The sequence below is a fragment of the Paenibacillus durus ATCC 35681 genome (assembly GCF_000993825.1).
GTDB classification, from domain to species: Bacteria; Bacillota; Bacilli; order Paenibacillales; family Paenibacillaceae; genus Paenibacillus_AQ; species Paenibacillus_AQ durus_B.
Window position 1 is genome coordinate 1930598 of the sequence record NZ_CP011114.1, and the last position, 15330, is coordinate 1945927.

23 protein-coding genes are annotated in these 15330 nt (G+C 45.1%); 19 read left to right on the forward strand and 4 right to left on the reverse strand.

Annotated elements, in window-relative coordinates:
• Nucleotides 1-53: 53 nt before the first annotated feature.
• Complete coding sequence (locus VK70_RS08735) at nucleotides 54-536, reverse strand: helix-turn-helix domain-containing protein (protein WP_025693912.1); 483 nt, start codon at nucleotides 534-536, stop codon at nucleotides 54-56.
• Nucleotides 537-666: 130 nt separating this feature from the next.
• Between VK70_RS08735 and VK70_RS08740 the strand changes: the two genes are divergently transcribed.
• The 13 genes from VK70_RS08740 to VK70_RS08800 all read left to right on the forward strand — a co-directional run bounded on the left by VK70_RS08740 (nucleotide 667) and on the right by VK70_RS08800 (nucleotide 10639).
• Nucleotides 667-900: a helix-turn-helix transcriptional regulator gene (locus VK70_RS08740; protein WP_025693911.1), complete on the forward strand. Its 234-nt coding sequence runs from the start codon at nucleotides 667-669 to the stop codon at nucleotides 898-900.
• Between the two features lie 127 nt (nucleotides 901-1027).
• Nucleotides 1028-1360, forward strand: a complete 333-nt coding sequence (locus VK70_RS08745; RefSeq protein ID WP_025693910.1) for a hypothetical protein — start codon at nucleotides 1028-1030, stop codon at nucleotides 1358-1360.
• 125 nt (nucleotides 1361-1485) lie between these two features.
• Nucleotides 1486-1782, forward strand: coding sequence for a hypothetical protein (locus VK70_RS08750; protein ID WP_025693909.1), 297 nt, complete (start codon nucleotides 1486-1488; stop codon nucleotides 1780-1782).
• A gap of 144 nt (nucleotides 1783-1926) precedes the next feature.
• The gene (locus VK70_RS26395) at nucleotides 1927-2277 is read left to right on the forward strand and encodes a helix-turn-helix domain-containing protein (RefSeq protein ID WP_025693908.1); all 351 of its coding nucleotides are present in this window, start codon (nucleotides 1927-1929) and stop codon (nucleotides 2275-2277) included.
• A gap of 9 nt (nucleotides 2278-2286) precedes the next feature.
• A complete protein-coding gene (locus VK70_RS08760; RefSeq protein ID WP_025693907.1) occupies nucleotides 2287-2583 on the forward strand; it encodes a hypothetical protein in 297 nt (98 codons plus the stop codon).
• The gene (locus tag VK70_RS26400; protein WP_025693906.1) at nucleotides 2561-3229 is read left to right on the forward strand and encodes a hypothetical protein; all 669 of its coding nucleotides are present in this window, start codon (nucleotides 2561-2563) and stop codon (nucleotides 3227-3229) included. The genes VK70_RS08760 and VK70_RS26400 overlap by 23 nt, the downstream gene beginning before the upstream one ends.
• Nucleotides 3230-3286: 57 nt before the next feature.
• Complete coding sequence (locus VK70_RS08770) at nucleotides 3287-3631, forward strand: hypothetical protein (protein ID WP_025693905.1); 345 nt, start codon at nucleotides 3287-3289, stop codon at nucleotides 3629-3631.
• A 126-nt stretch (nucleotides 3632-3757) separates the two neighbouring features.
• On the forward strand, nucleotides 3758-4882 hold the full coding sequence (locus VK70_RS08775; RefSeq protein ID WP_025693904.1) for a hypothetical protein: 1125 nt from the start codon (nucleotides 3758-3760) through the stop codon (nucleotides 4880-4882).
• Nucleotides 4883-4920: 38 nt separating this feature from the next.
• Nucleotides 4921-5211, forward strand: coding sequence for a hypothetical protein (locus VK70_RS08780; protein ID WP_144415209.1), 291 nt, complete (start codon nucleotides 4921-4923; stop codon nucleotides 5209-5211).
• 262 nt (nucleotides 5212-5473) lie between these two features.
• A complete protein-coding gene (locus VK70_RS08785; protein WP_025693902.1) occupies nucleotides 5474-5671 on the forward strand; it encodes a hypothetical protein in 198 nt (65 codons plus the stop codon).
• A 42-nt stretch (nucleotides 5672-5713) separates the two neighbouring features.
• Nucleotides 5714-6637 (forward strand): hypothetical protein, encoded by a 924-nt coding sequence (locus VK70_RS08790; RefSeq protein WP_025693901.1) that lies wholly within the window; start codon nucleotides 5714-5716, stop codon nucleotides 6635-6637.
• Between the two features lie 526 nt (nucleotides 6638-7163).
• The gene (locus VK70_RS08795; protein ID WP_025693900.1) at nucleotides 7164-7664 is read left to right on the forward strand and encodes a hypothetical protein; all 501 of its coding nucleotides are present in this window, start codon (nucleotides 7164-7166) and stop codon (nucleotides 7662-7664) included.
• Between the two features lie 2 nt (nucleotides 7665-7666).
• Nucleotides 7667-10639 carry a phage tail tape measure protein gene (locus VK70_RS08800; protein ID WP_025693899.1) on the forward strand — a complete coding sequence of 991 codons (2973 nt, stop codon included), beginning with the start codon at nucleotides 7667-7669 and terminating at the stop codon, nucleotides 10637-10639.
• 149 nt (nucleotides 10640-10788) lie between these two features.
• Here VK70_RS08800 and VK70_RS08805 read toward each other — a convergent pair whose 3' ends face one another.
• From VK70_RS08805 to VK70_RS27100, 3 genes are all read right to left on the reverse strand, one after another.
• Nucleotides 10789-10992: a hypothetical protein gene (locus VK70_RS08805; RefSeq protein WP_025693898.1), complete on the reverse strand. Its 204-nt coding sequence runs from the start codon at nucleotides 10990-10992 to the stop codon at nucleotides 10789-10791.
• Nucleotides 10993-11109: 117 nt separating this feature from the next.
• On the reverse strand, nucleotides 11110-11418 hold the full coding sequence (locus VK70_RS08810; protein WP_155986853.1) for a hypothetical protein: 309 nt from the start codon (nucleotides 11416-11418) through the stop codon (nucleotides 11110-11112).
• A 184-nt stretch (nucleotides 11419-11602) separates the two neighbouring features.
• Entirely contained in the window at nucleotides 11603-11878 is a 276-nt protein-coding gene (locus tag VK70_RS27100; RefSeq protein ID WP_233277792.1) for a DUF3102 domain-containing protein, read from the reverse strand.
• Nucleotides 11879-12074: 196 nt separating this feature from the next.
• Between VK70_RS27100 and VK70_RS08820 the strand changes: the two genes are divergently transcribed.
• The 6 genes from VK70_RS08820 to VK70_RS08840 all read left to right on the forward strand — a co-directional run bounded on the left by VK70_RS08820 (nucleotide 12075) and on the right by VK70_RS08840 (nucleotide 14742).
• Entirely contained in the window at nucleotides 12075-12410 is a 336-nt protein-coding gene (locus tag VK70_RS08820; RefSeq protein WP_025693896.1) for a hypothetical protein, read from the forward strand.
• 98 nt (nucleotides 12411-12508) lie between these two features.
• Entirely contained in the window at nucleotides 12509-13018 is a 510-nt protein-coding gene (locus VK70_RS08825) for a hypothetical protein (RefSeq protein WP_025693895.1), read from the forward strand.
• 78 nt (nucleotides 13019-13096) lie between these two features.
• Nucleotides 13097-13273 carry a hypothetical protein gene (locus VK70_RS28275; RefSeq protein ID WP_155986852.1) on the forward strand — a complete coding sequence of 59 codons (177 nt, stop codon included), beginning with the start codon at nucleotides 13097-13099 and terminating at the stop codon, nucleotides 13271-13273.
• Between the two features lie 45 nt (nucleotides 13274-13318).
• Nucleotides 13319-13705 carry a hypothetical protein gene (locus VK70_RS08830; protein ID WP_025693894.1) on the forward strand — a complete coding sequence of 129 codons (387 nt, stop codon included), beginning with the start codon at nucleotides 13319-13321 and terminating at the stop codon, nucleotides 13703-13705.
• A 612-nt stretch (nucleotides 13706-14317) separates the two neighbouring features.
• On the forward strand, nucleotides 14318-14518 hold the full coding sequence (locus tag VK70_RS08835) for a hypothetical protein (protein ID WP_025693893.1): 201 nt from the start codon (nucleotides 14318-14320) through the stop codon (nucleotides 14516-14518).
• Between the two features lie 5 nt (nucleotides 14519-14523).
• On the forward strand, nucleotides 14524-14742 hold the full coding sequence (locus VK70_RS08840; protein ID WP_025693892.1) for a hypothetical protein: 219 nt from the start codon (nucleotides 14524-14526) through the stop codon (nucleotides 14740-14742).
• The last annotated feature ends 588 nt before the right edge of the window (nucleotides 14743-15330 follow it).

Genomic DNA, 15330 nt, shown 5'->3' on the forward strand with positions numbered 1-15330 from the left:
AATGCGTCCAGTGAGATATTGTAAATTAAGGCGTGATGGTTAGTCACCGAAGCTTACTCCATTTCCTTCTTCGCGGGCTCCGAGAGTAAAAGTTCAAGCATTCCTAAAATTCGAGCTTTGTCCAATTTGTTTAGAACTTTTCCCTGCCATGTCACCCCCGGCATTTCAACAAATAATGAGAGTTCTTTAACCGGTAGTTCTGGCATGGATATGGTCTTGTTTCCCTTTCGCTCTTCTCGTTCGATTTTTACATATGCATCATCCAAAGCTTTATTGTAATCTGGGCTATCTTCCGTGTTGATTAACCAATCAATAAAAGTAAGGTGACCAGCCCTAAGCATTAATTCCTCATAACTGACATCAAAGTGTTGAGAGAACAGTTTGAGCAAGTCAGGTGATGGAATTCCCTTCTGTCCATTTTCAATTTGACTGATATACGGATTAGAATATCCAATTTCCCCGGCTATTTGCGAAAGAGTCATTCCTTTGTCCATTCTTAATTTTTTAAGATATAAACCAAATTCTTTAGCGTCCAATTCAACCGCTCCTTTTTCTTATTATTATAACATTATTAACTAAAAGGCAAATATTATTAAGATAAAACTTGCTATTTAGCTAATAAGTATGATATTGTTTGCTTATTAGCAAGAGAGGAGGTGCATTTCGATGAAAATTAAGGTCAAGGATACTGACCGTCTTAATTCTTTGATCATTATGAAGGGCCTTAATAAAACTGATTTTGGTAAAGCAATCCAACGTTCTCAACCAATAACAATTCAAATCACTAACGGTGATCGTAACCCGTCACCAAGAACTGCGAAGCGCATCTGCGAAGTACTGGAATGCGAATGGTCCGAACTGTTTGAAATCGTAAAGACAACGCAGCAAGTAGCCAAATAATCCGCAACAATGCCATGTTCCAGTATTCCACGGACAATGATGATATAAGCACACCTCCGAAGGCTCCCAGCCGCTAAACGTTGCTTAGATCGTCAGCAGTACAGCTTTAAGAAGGAGATGAAACATTATGCAAACACCAGCCAAGCCCGCTACCGTCCAAGTCCCAGCGCATCTGTACAAGGATCGCTATTGGCGCGGAACGCTGCACTTGTTTACGAAGCACAGTCTGCTGCACCGGTACTTCACCTCGAAATACTTCGACCTTGAGGAGGGAACTATTGAATCGGCAGCACTGAAACGGCTGTCCCGACCTTGGAGCCAATCAGAGAAGTTCATGCTGAACTTGGCGTTGCATCTGTTCAATGAGAATCTGGCAAAGGTGAACCTGTCGGATATGGATCACCTTAACGGCTTTAATAAGCAGCTTGTCATGGAGGCGCTCCGGTTGCGGTTTGGATAATGGCCTTCCAGCTTGTATTTTAGCGTCATTCATATTCAGACAAAGCAAATACACCTGTAAAACCGTACAGGTATTCCCAACCTAATTTTTTATTAAGATTGTCAGCAAGAGAGGGGATGTGAGGCATGTATCCAATCGAAGAACAGGAGGTAACAGCGGTATATGATCCGATTGATGATGAATGGACCGTATACTCCAGTTGCCGGAAGTATATCACCAAGCTGCTGAAGGTAGCGGGGGAACCGTACTGGAAGGAAGAAGAGATTGGTCGGACCGGGACGGTGCGGATCGTGGCTGGCAAGTGGAAGCTTGCCGGAAAGCAGATCCGGTTCGGTGTTGTCCCTGCATCACGGCCCATTTCAGAAGAAGAACGGCAGGCCCGGCGTGATCGCTTAGCAAATGCGCGTAACCTTAGCCCCTAATGCGTTCTCCTTCGCTTCCCATGCTGCAACTATATTAGCTTGGGAGAAGGTGACAGAGCAAAGAGGTAGATTTATCTGTAAATGTAATGAAATGCTTCAAATCGTGGCTTAAGATAGGCAAAACCTATTAAGGAGGACTCATACATGCGAAATCAAAGAGCAAGACGCAATACACCGACAGTAATCATCCAGCAGGCCCCACCAGCCCACCCAATGCCGGAGCTCGTGGAACGGAAACCGGAGATTGATCCGCAGCAGTTCCTTCAGCAGCTCGGCCAGATGGTCATGCAGCAGCAGACAGCCCAGTTGCAATCGGAGACGATGGACGTCAAAGAGGCGGCAGCTTATCTGAGAATATCCGCCTGGAGCGTGTACGATATGTGCCGGACAAAGGATCTACCGTTCTTCCGAATCCGGAGCCGTATCTTCTTCCGCCGGCATGAACTGGAGCGCTGGATAAGCGAGAACACCAATGTATGCGGCGGCGAGAGGTAGGGGGAGAGAATGACAACAGCACAAAGATTCGTTTCCCTCCGGCTGCTGGAGCTGCTCGGCAGCCTGACTGCTAAACGCCATGAGATTGAGCGCGTCGGTATTCGGCTTGAGGTGTTAGCTGATCTTCATGAGCAGGTCGTTAATGCTCTATTCCAGGTGAATGGCATAGATCCTGCTCAGGCGAACACGCTCTGGCTCACGCTGGAGGATTACGTATCTGGACGTATTAAGGACTTCGAACTGTTGAGCTTGCTGGCCGGGGCCGGGGCGGTGGTGACGCTATGTGACGACTCGGCGAGTAAATAAGAAGGGCGCCAAAGCCCCGCCATTCACCCGGATTGTAAATGAATCTCTGCAGGACAATCTCCTTAGCTTCAAGGCTCGGGGTTTGCTCGCTTATATGCTCTCGAAACCGGACTCGTTCAGATTTCATATTGATGAGCTGGTGAAACATGGTACTGACGGTAAGGACAGTGTACGGGCTGGATTAAAGGAACTGGAACAATGTGGGTACATCAAACGATATTCCGTTAAGGAGAAGGGGAAAATCCAGTCCTGGGAGATGGATATTTACGAGAAACCAGAATCGGGTTTTCCAGTTGTGGAAAATCCAACGCTATTAACTAATGATAAAGAACTAACGAATGAAAAAGAAAAAGATATTAAAAGATACATCAGTCTTCCGACTGACGATCCCTTCCTCAAAATATATGAGATTCACTTCAGAAAAACTCTGAAAAAGAACCACCCGAAGATCACTGAGCTGCAGCTTCAGCACATCATGAGAAATATCGAATTATTGGCAGATTACGAGGTCACGGAAGAGGAGTTTGATGAGGCCGTTAAGGAGCACTTGGAGCAACTTCCTGTAAAGAACAACGGTAGCATCCTGGCGTTTATCAAAACGTTCATGCGCCGTTTTGAGATTCCTTATTCTGAGTGGATGGAATAAAAAATTATTGGTTTTATAACAGGAAAGATCACTTTTTAAATTCGGGAGGTGCAGCAGGTGACGAAAGAGACCTTTCTCACTAAACAAAATGAAGAGCTAACAGAGAGATTTCTTTACGAAGCCGGGATTTATAAAACGATAGGCAAAGAGCACGAATTTCTTTTCAAGATTGATCAGGCGTTGAAGAAGCTGGAGCCAATGGGAGCGGACATCATTTATCGTAAATACTTGTCTCCCGAAGCAGATTACATTCGGCATCAAACAATCTATAAAGAGGTTGGCTTGAGCTCGGCCATGTATAGAAAACACCGACTGCAGGCACTTACCATGCTGGCTGTGGAACTGGAGATTATCCAGTTCAACGATGATACCGGGCCTGTATTGAAAATGGGAGATCATTAGATATACCAATGAACTTGAAAGGAGGTGGTCTTCATGTCCATGGAAGAACTAGCCCGCAGGTGGCGGCATAACCAGACCCAGTACTTGATCATCCTACGTAATCTTAAACGAAAGGAGAAATAGAACATGAAAATTTCGGAGTCATTCTTCCGCTTTAACGCCCTGAAAAACGAGCTTGTGAATCAGATTTCTGCTTTAAAGCTGGCCTTGGAGCAAGCAGACAGCGACATTTATTACTGCCAGCGTCGTATACTCGGCAGCTTCGCCGCAGTGTCCATTCACCGGGATAAGCAGAAGGGAAAGCATGATTGGCCTCTGCTGAGACAGCAGTATGATGTTGAAGCCACACTTCGGAAGCCAGCCTATTCCCCAGTTAATGCGCTGGCGACACTTCGGATATATAGCCGGAAGATCAGAGGAATCCAGAACGAGCTTTTTGGACTTCGGAGCAAGGTAAGGAAAACTCTGCTCGAGCTGGATTCGCTGGCCGAGCAGCTCCGTGAAAAAAAGTGCAGTAACAAGGTACAGGATAGGCTGCTCCAGATTAGCAATTTAACTGAAGTTGCTAAGAAAGTTCTGAATAAGCGGTGCGGAGAACCATTGGGGGCAGCGCACCTCATCCATTCCTTGTTTACAGATGGCTGGACCATGAATAAACAGACTTTCCTGCAGCTGATAACGCTGCCGAACGGCAAGGATTTGAAAGAGGAGCGGAGTCGAGAGGAGCTTCTGTCACTTATTCCGGAACAGATCGGATTTGAGGAATTAAACAGATTGGTATTTATGGATCTGATCGAGGATAGCAAGGACCGGTATCTGTTTGAAGCTTTTCGCTTTGAATTTGGTGAAGCGCTTATGCGTAATGAGGCGCTTGGTCTTGAGTTGTTTGATGAGGTGATGTTTGCAAATCTTGGATTCGCCGAATCATTGAGTACTGACTCAGGTCAGAGTTTTGCGCCCGTGCCGATTAAAAAGTACCAAAGCTTTATCGGATCTGCAGAATTTAAACATTTGATCCGTGACCCGTACGTGATGGATTTAGCAGAATCTATGACGGGATATAATGGTTTGACATTGATGGATGTTCTTGCTGGTTTTGAAAATTCAGTATCTGTGAACGAAAATGGTAGACGCTCAATTCGATTAGAGTCTGTGGAAGCAAACCTGCTTCCAGAAGGATTCTTCAAAAAAGCTATTGAGTTAATAGATTTGGCTGGCCAACCCCAAGGCCGGTGGCAGAAAGGAGAATAGGTATTAGTATGGTTCAACAACCGGGAGGAGAATACGAAATGGATATTTCAATCTGGGCACAGCTGAATCAAGTCAAGATGCGGGTGCTTGAACTGACCAGCGCGCTGATGGAAGAAGATGAAGAGGTATTTACCAGAGAACAAGCTATTCTGGATCTGATGGATATCTCCAAGGAGCTCTTTTATCTGGAAGAGAAGGCCATGAATCAGATGGATCGAACCGATAGGAGGCAGGTTTCCGAACTGGCCGCGTACAAGGACAGCCTTCGTCAAACGAAAAACGCCTCCGGTGCGCCAACACCAGAGACGTTCGATAAATCAGTTATGTAATTCCTACTGAAATGAATTATACCGCATCCTGCTTATAGGAATCAACTATTAAAATTTAATCTTTTATTGTCAGGGGGAATAAAGTTGTGTGCAAAATCAGTGTGGAGGAACGGGCACGGCCGCCCACATCAATTTTAAGCTGACTTTCGTGTTATCTGCATAGCGTTTTTCAACCTTTGTAGATGAACGAAGGTAAACATATCCACTAATCCGCAAGGCCTGTCAAAACATGAGATTTAACAGGGAAGGAGGTGTATCTTGAATGAACCGATCCGAACAGAAGCGAATCGCAGACCTGGAGTCGATCCGGACTGAAGAGAATACTCATATTGTGGATTCGGCAATCTCCAGCGGGGCGACCGCTGAAGCGACTGCGCTCCATATTATGCAGCAACGGGCAGAAGCAAATAAAATGGTTGATCATATTGCAGCTTATGCAAATCTAAATCGCATGAAGTAGGGTTTATCACAGTTTCATATCAACTACAAGGAGAGATAACAGATGATTAAAGAAATTGAAATTTTTGAGCAAACACGCGCTAATATCGATTCTCGTATTAAGCAACTGACTACAGAAGTAGGGCAGAGGAAAGATCAGCATGAAAAAGCTGTTTCCAAGTACAAGGATATGATGCTGGAGGATAGTGCCGGCATTAAATCATACACTACTGCTGAGCTGAACAAAGCCAAAATGCGCGCTGATGAATTGGCCAGTGAGATCGGAGTTGCTGAAGAACGCCTGCAGATGGTTGAGGCTGGAAAGAATGAAAAGCTCAAGACTCTAATAGTAGATGTTCAGAAAGGCTGGGAGCGCGAAATCGCGAAACTGAATGATAAGGTTACAGCAGTATTTGAAGCTGCTCGCGAACATCGGGCTAAACTGACACTTGAAATTCAGAAGGGGCATGAGTTGTACCTTCAAGCTAAGGAATTATTACGAGAGCTAAATCAGGCAGAACACATTGTGGGGATGAATTATGACAAGCGAACAAATAGATTGGGCGTACCAGAGAAGCCGCTGGTCAAGGAGCTCCGTGACATTAGCTATTATTCAATTACAGACAAGTGTGTCATTCCTCATGAGGATGAGCTTATCAAAGCTTATCAAAAGGGAGAAGTAGCAGCGTGGATCGATCATTATGCCAAAACTGGTGAAGTGGTCACGAATGAAGCATTGAGAAAACATGATGAAAAGCCTATAGCTAAAGCAATCGGAGGTGTTAAGGGAGTCCTTGAACAGGTGAAGAGGGTTATCCCTAAATTCGGGCAAGAAGATATTAAGAGTATCACAATTCAATCACCCGATAACCGCAAAGCGTTCGAGAGATGGAAGAGCGAAAATCCAGATGCTCATGTGGTTGAGGTTGATGGGGAGACATCAACTCAAGATGCATTAAAAATTCGTTATGTTCCGGTTAAGAGGTAACGAAATATACCAAAAAATCTAATGGAATATGCAGGTGTAGTCCATGAAATTTTAGGCATTTGGACCATGAGCGAAAGCAGTTCCAGAAGTAGAAGACAAAGAACCATGTAAATCAAGGCAAGAAATACTATTTCCGTGGTGCCTCTGTTTTGAACAAAGAAAAGAAGAACAGCAAGGGGTAAGCGCTGGAATCATTTTAATGTAGAGCCGGGAGGATCGCGGGTCCTCCCGGCTCTTAAAAATAGGTGTGGGTGCGCTGACGCCCGACTCTCGTTCAGATTTTATTTCAAAAAATTACTTTCGCTTTCCCTTTGGCTGGACAAAATGGAGGACGTTTTAATTTTTCACTTCGAATTAAGAGATAGAAATTACTAATAGAACTGCTCCAGTTCAAAGCGAAAGTGACACGATTTTATCTTTGAAAGTGTTACAGAAACTATATGTAGGAGGAATTGATCATTCCCCAAATTGGGGTTTTGAATTACCGCATGCGGAGGTGAGATAGATATTTAGTATCGAAAAAACTATGGAAATGGCGGCCTTTGCCGAATCGAAAAGTGAGTTTGTCCATGGAAAGCTCAGCTCTTTATGCGACAAAGGCAAGCGTATATTGATCGAGTATGAAATGCCCGCAGTTATCGCTGTGAATTATCTGACCATATGGCAGTTGACGGTCCTACTCAAAAGATTCAAATGGGGCGCCGAATCAGATCAGGCAAGCGATTCTATGAAGGATGATCTCAAGTCAATACTTCCTAGGATCGAGGGGATGCTGCAGCTGCGGGTCGCAACAGCGTTGAACTGGGAGTTCCTTTGCCACCAGTGCGAAATGAACTTAACGCCTGTTCAGTTAATTAGGAGTTTGCTCGAACCATATATGTCAGGACTCGTGAACAAAGAGGATCTGTTTATTATCGGTCTGCTTTCTTCTGATAAACCGGTCACAGTCGAGTCATATATCGAAACGATTGACAAAATACCTTGGATGGAATCATCCAATACAGAAGAAGAGCGAGGTGAACAATAATTATGGCCGGAAAAAGTAAAGAGTACGATATAGCGTTTAAACTCAGCGGGCTTGTGGACCCCTCCTTAAAGCGGTCTGTCGGCAGCGCTGAAGAGCATATACAGGAGTTGGAGTGGGCTATAAAGGAATTGTCACAAAATGGCGGATTCGATCGCTTGCGGAAGGATGCAGAAAAGGCCGAGGGTGTCTTTGACGATCTGAAAGATCGTGCGGAAAGCTTTGGCGAAACTCTTAACCGAGTCGCCGAGTTTACCGGGGCAAAAGCCTTGATCGATATGGCAACCGGGTCCCTGCAGGATATTGTAGGAGTAATCGGCGACCAGGATAATGCCATGGCGCAGCTCCAGGCGTCCACGGGCATGACGGCGCAGCAAATGGAAGAAATGAATGCCATCGCCAAGGATATGTACAAGCAGAATTACGGCGAAGGTTTTGACGATTTGGGTGCGGCAATGGCCGCTGTTAAGCAGACCACGCAGCAAACTGGCGACGAGCTAGAGCAGACCACTAAGACGGCTATCGCCTTTCGGGATGTTTTTGAGGAGGATATCCCTGAATCGGTTAAAGCTGCCGACACCCTAATGAAGCAGTTTGGAATCACCTCGGGGCAATCGTACAATTTGATGGCTCAAGGTGCCCAAAAAGGGCTTAATAAGGCCGGGGATTTGCTGGATACGACCAATGAGTACGCCGTTTACTTCAAGACGATGGGCTATAATGCAAACGAAATGTTCGACATGTTTTCTGCAGGTATGGAAAATGGCGCGTTCAATTTGGACAAGGTTGCGGATTCCGTCAAAGAATTCGGCATCCGAATTAAAGACGGGTCTGATAGCACAGGCGATGCGATTTTCACCTTGTTCCAGGCGCCCGATGTGACTAAGTTTTCCAAGGCCCTAACTTCTGGAGGCGAAAAGACCAAAGAATATGCACAACTGGTCAAACTTGCCGGGAAGGATACTGCGTCTGTCATGACGAGCCAGCTCAAAAAGGGTGGCGCGGTTGCAAATGCTGCCACAAAGCGGCTCAGACAGATACTCGGCAGTGGTCAGCAACTACTTGATGGAATTTCCAAGGGATCTATATCCGGTCGGCAGGCGATGGAGCAGGTTATCAATAAGCTGAAGGATATCAAGGACCCGGTGGAGCAGAGCACCTTGGCTGTCGCCCTTTTTGGCACCCAATGGGAGGACATGGAAAGCAGCGTTGTGCTCGCGCTTGGCAACGCACGAAGTCAGTTTGATATGACCAAGCAGACCATGGAAGAAGTCGCCAAAGTCAAGTACGACACGTTAACCCGGCAATTTCAGACTGTTGGGCGCGAATTGATGACGGAGCTTGTTATCCCGATAGGCGAAGACCTTATGCCCGCCTTGCAAGACGTTGCTCACTGGGCGTCTGACAATAAAGACCTGTTGGAAATGCTCGCACTCGGCGCGCCGGCGGCGATGGTTGGGAAAAATGCATTTAAGCTGATCAGCAAGATAACCAAGGTTGGCGCTGCGGCGGAAGGAGCAGCGGGGGCGGCAGGCGGGTTCGGGGAGGCGATTGGTCTGCTTACAAATCCGGTCGGTTTAGCGGTAACGGGTGTAGGGATTTTAACAGCTGGAATTATTGCATATAAAAAACACCAATCGGAAGCTCGGAAAGATTTGTTGAATATGGGCGATGCTATCGAGGCTGCATTCTCAACGTACGAGGAACTCGATCATACCAATAAGCGGACTCAGAATCTCGTTGCGGAGTACGACCGACTGACAAAAAAAATTAAAGACTCCAAGACTCCGGCTGCCGAACTGACCGAAGCACGTCGAAAACTGAAGGGAATTGAACAGGAACTTATCGACATGAATCCTAAGATTCTTGATGCAGAGGGTTCCAAGAGCGAGAAATTTCGCGATCAACTCGGGCTTGTCCAAGATATTAACGCAGCGCAGGCGGAAATGGGTCGCCGAGAGTTAGAGCATGCAGCTCTTGAAGCTGAAGGAAAGATGCCGGAATTGGAGAGAACATATTCTGGACTAGCTGACGATTTGGAAAAGCAGAATGCGGCGTATGAAAAAGCGAAAAAGACTTATGCGGAATATGTGGCTTATATGAGCCAGCTCCAAAAAATAGAAATGAGCAACGTAAACGAAGATGAGAAATCCAAGCAGCGAAATGCCCTTGCTTCACAAATCAAAGAAACCACAGGAAAAGACTACAGCAATGCATGGGTAACATTCAAGTCGGATTTCAAAGATATCGAAGCTTCTTTCGATGTCTTTGACAAAAGGATTCAGGATACTGAGAAAGAAATGGGAGAGGCTCAGGATAGTTTTTTGAACTATTACGAATTAAAGTCAAAGATGATCGAAGAAAAGCTGGGTGGATCACTAGAGGAAATGGCCGCCAAATACAAAAACATGTCTGATGCCGAGAAAAAACGATTCGACCAGGCGATGAAAGATATGGCTGAGCTTAACCAAGAAGTGGACTTGATGCCGGATGAGAAGAAAATAAACCTGCAGCTGATATGGGAGCAAACCGGACAAATTCCTAATTTCGATCTAACGGACAGCGATTGGAAGGCTCTGAGCAAGACGATAAAAACAGGCGGAACTCCGAATTTGAGAACACCTTCCGGAGTGAAGATTAATCGCTTGGCTCAACACGATCCCGGGTTTGAGGGATTTGCCGATGGCGGCATTGCCACCAAACCGTCCATTTTTGGCGAGGCAGGACCCGAAATCGCTATCCCGCTGAACAATAAGCCGCGGTCACACGCGCTGCTGGACGCAGCAAATGACATGATGGGTCACAGCAATGGTGGCGGGGGTATTTCTGCAAGCTTCAGCTTTAGCATCACAGTAAACGGCGGCGGGCTGGATGTCGCAAGTCAGGTGAAAAAGGCGATTCAAGACCTGCAGCCGACACTGGAACGCCAGCTGGTCGCGCTGGCCGAGCGCCGGGAAAGGGTGTCGATGCGCAGATGAGCAAATCTAAAGTAAGCAGGATGAACACGGAAGAACAGGGGGAGTGGAGCAGAGCAAGTGCAAATACACGTGAATAGGAAGTAACCACAATCAATGTCTGACAAAGAACGCATTGATGCAGCAATCAAAGCGATTGACTGGGATAATCTTTAGAACGACAAGGGAAATACCAGAGGGACCTTCTGACGGAGGTTCCTTTTTTGCTTATAGTCAGCCCGGTCGCATTTCACTACGTTGCCGACGATCAGCAACTTCAGATTGTTGCCGCTGTCCGTATTCCGGCGCCGCAGCCGGTTGCGGACGATGACATTGAGGGTCCCGGCATTCTCCTCCCGAAGCCGCTTGGCCTGCATTATGGAGGGCAGCGTCTCCTCCTCGTCGCAGGCCGTAATAATGACGGACAGCCACTCTTGCAGCGGGCTCCAAGCTCACCGTGTTCTTTAAGCGGTGGTATGAGCGTTTGCGGGCGGTTAAACAACCATGGGGCTTGTGGTCTGACGTTGCGGCGTAACCACTTCCGTATTCATTAGATAGTCCCGAACGAACCGGGCGACCAGACTGTCATGAAGCAGCATGCCGATTCGTAGGATGGAACGGCGAGGAATGATAGTAAAGGCGGCTGCATTTTTCCTAATTACACCCAAGTCCTTAAAGGAATTCAGTTCATCACCAATCAAAACCCTCAAACCATCAGATTCCAGTTCTTCGCGATTATCGAAAATTAAACTGCTGACGTTAGTTTCGGCACCTCTCTTCATATTAAAAATAGAGCGCAGCAATTTTCCTGCAGCTCGGCATGCTGTTTGATTGCCAGTTGTCGTTATGCTTCACCTTGTTTGGCGCGGAGTTCGGCTACGTCCTTCTTACTGCGCCTCCCTAAGAGCCTTCTTTACTTCGCGAAGCTCCCGAACATGAATGTCATCGACTTTTTTTGGATTCACAAGTTGATGGGATGATGTGCTCCTAATCGACGAATTTGAGCATTTCGAATATTTGCCAGGGAGCCAAAACCGCAGACGTCTGCGTATTTCCGAATTGCTCATATGCTTGCATAAAGGCGTGAGCTGTTCTTTGTGAAAAGTCAACGGATTTGGGCCATTCTGTAAAGCGCCCGTGAACCGGATCATTCTCTTTCACATGCTTCAGTCTCTTACCAATCTCAAAGAGCGACTGCCCGGCAACTTGCTTGTAACTGTTGATCTCAGCTGTGATTACCTGTAGATCATTAGATAATGTCAATTGGTTTAGCTTGAGATCAGTTATTTTTGGAATGTCAATATCATTTCAAAGGCTATGAATTTTTCTTCCCTCCATATATTGACTCGTGATAAGCTATTGACAAGGTTGAATATTGAAGTATGTGCTTTAAGGCAAGGTTCGTTCGCGACTGCCTTATCGTGCATACTTTTTTTCATAAGAAAGGATCGTGGAGAGAATGGCATCAAGTAATTATCACACACTGGTAAAGAGAATGGATGAGTTTGAGCGTAGATTGAATGAGATTCAGAGGCCTGAATGTCCACCAGTATTCAAAGAGGATGGAGGACCTTGGAGATTGTTGAGAGCTCAATTGCAAGAGCAGCTCAGCCACGTACAGGATCAGAAGAGGCAGCCGATTATTAATGCGGTGGCTTCACTCATAAGATGCGCTACCGGCGTACCTCGTGTGCAGCAACTTGCCTGGGAGCAGATAGAACATGCAAAAACAATAATCCATGCTGTACTTACTACTGTAGTCACTGATAATGGTAAGGACGTGTTTAAGTCATAAAACACATGAATAGGGAAGTTTTCCTTTCGAATCCGGCTCTCCGCTGTTGGAGGATTTTACCTCAACATGCCGAATTGTGGTGTGAGGGGGTGTGTTTTATGAAATTCCAGACTATAATCACCAAATCACTCAGTGCTATTAGCAGGAGAGTTTCTACAGCAGCCATTAACAAAACTGTGGAAATAAAAAATCAAGGTAATGATAAATCTTCCTATCAAGTCACAACTTCTTTCCATGTTATAACTGTTGAGATTAAGAAAGAATTAAGTGATCTGACAGACAAAATTTCTTCTGTTGGTATTAGTTATATGGAATTGCAGAAAATCGAAGGAAGAGTCATCAGTTTTATTATTGATGAATTTGAAAAACACAAGTCTTATTTAGGTAACACAAATAGGTTTTGGCAGAACAACAAAAGTAAATTCAACAGCTTTTTAGATGATGAAATTGATGATGTTACTTCTGCTTTTAACATACGAATGTTAGTATTGAAACAAAATGCTAAAAGTAGAAGACGTAAGGCGCTCTGGGAAATTGGCAAGATGGTTCTCTCTGGTATAATCGGAGGCTTAATTACACTCTATTTAAGAATCAAGTTCTCGCCCTGACCGATAGTATTACGGATTAGTTACAAATAAAGGAATTGGTCGACTGGTGTCGAAGTGTGATGCTGGGAGGTGGAAATTTTGGCAGCAGAGAGTACATATCGCGGGTGGAGTATTCATTATAAGCGCGTTCGAGGAACGTGGGAAGCAACTGCAATTAAAGGTGCATATCGCGAAAATGCACTAGGAGATGACGAGAAAGACGCATTCATTAAGGTTACATCAAAAATTGATGTACAAGAAGATTTTTCGAAATAAGTGAGAGCCCAAGCATTATAATAAAAATGACAAGGGGATGGAAGTATGACAGAAAAGTTGATTTTTGCGAAGTTGTTAGGGGAGATGTACAGGATACAAAAATCACAAGGCATTTATAACGGAACGGATGGAAGAATATTCGGATTGCTAAACGGGGTTGAAGAGGATGTTGAAAGCGAGATTAGTAATTTGGGATTTATTAGTCGGGAGGATATAGCTAAATTTTGTGATGTATTTGATCCATACTATAAAGGAGAAAAAAGCTTGGATGAAATACCGTCCTCCAAAGAAATTCAGTTAAGCTTGGAGAATGAAGGAATCAGCGAAAGTAAATTCATTACTATCTTGGAGTATCTTTATTTAAACGGTAGTTACACTCTTGAAATTGAGAAAATAAAGAGCGGAATCAAAAGATCCGGGAGCAACATTTAAGCAGAAAAAGCACCCTAACCGGTGCTTTTTCTTTTAGCCGATCAACCAGCACAACGACCATAGAATCTTGGAATTTGCGAGATTGTGAACAAAAGTACCAAATGAGAGAGAATTCTTCGGCATATCGTGCGACAAATGGCGAAAAGTGGACGAATTTTCAGTCAAATCACCTTTGACGACCAATTCCAAGTGCCAGTATAATGGTCTTGTTCTTTCTCTCTAGTTACTAAGTACAATGATCTTAATACGGAGCGTAGCGAACGTATGCCCTTGAACTAAAATCTTGAGGAAAGAGATCATTAAAAAAACGGGGTCGCGAAACATCTTTTCAGTTTCGTGACAAAGCGAGGGTGAATGGCGAAGCCAGAGGGGCGCGCTTAATGAGCCCCTTTTTTCTTTCTTGGGTCATGTTTCTCAATGACCCGGGTTTGAACTTAAAACACGTCGATGTAACTTTAGTGCTATAAAGAGATGTGAGGGGAACAATCCTTCACACCCAACCACCAAATAGAATGCCGAGGTCACTGCTATTAAAGAGTGGCCTTTTTATATTCCGCATAAAGCCATTCATTCGTGAGTGGCTTTTTCTATTTCAGAGAAAGGGTGAAGAGAATGGAGTTTGAAAAGATTGGAGCGCTCATGTTCTATGACAAGGACAATGAGCTGGTTGGATCGGTGGGAATGGAGATTGGAGCAAATCCCGAGCAAGTAGCAGAGGGTGCAATGATGGATGTGTTCTCCACGGAAGAGGTAGAGCGCATTGCTTACTTCAAGGTGGAGGAGCATTATCTCGTTCTTCAAAAGAAAGGGTGAAGTCGATGAGCGATCTAAGACAACGATTCATGAGCGAAACCGAGGACACCAACAATCTGGCCGTACTGGTCACAGCTGTCATGCTTCCTACAGGAGCCATTGAGATCATTACCAACAGCTTCAGACTGGATGAGAAGATCAAGTATATCAGGGAAGCTTATGACGATGAGTTTAAGCTCAAGGCGAACCCGGCGGTCAAGATCGTCGGATACATGCTGGTGTAGTGATTGAAAAAGAGTGAAAATCAGTCCGGCGCGACCGCTTTACGGGTCCTTCTGGGGTCCGAAATGACTGCGGGTGCGCGTGAGCCCGAGATCGAGCTAGATTTTAATTTTAAAAATCACTTCCGTTTCCGTTTCTGTGAGCGGATTTTAATGAAATTGAAATTTTTCTTCGAATTTAAGTAGTTTTTGCAAAAGCACGTTTTATTTCGAAAAAGCGGAAGTGGACAATCCGATAAATGAGGAAGTGATTCGTTTTGTAAATCGCATACTGATAAACGTTTAGAGGAGCTGGCGACCTGTTTGAACCTTATGACTATTACATAACACCTGAAGAGTATATGGAGGCGGCGAAGCATGGAATAAGAGCTGAACTCGTCGAGAGGAGGATTCGTGAAAAAGGGTGGGCAAAGAAAATTGCGATTTCTAAAGCACCACGAATGAAGCAAGATCGTACTCGGATAACCGAAATAGCAAAGAATAACGGAATAACGTACAGTCAGCTCAAGGCACGACTATATAATGGATGGGATGAGGAGCGTGCATCTACAACTCTAATAAGAAATCAGATGCAGCTAAAAGAGCACGCAA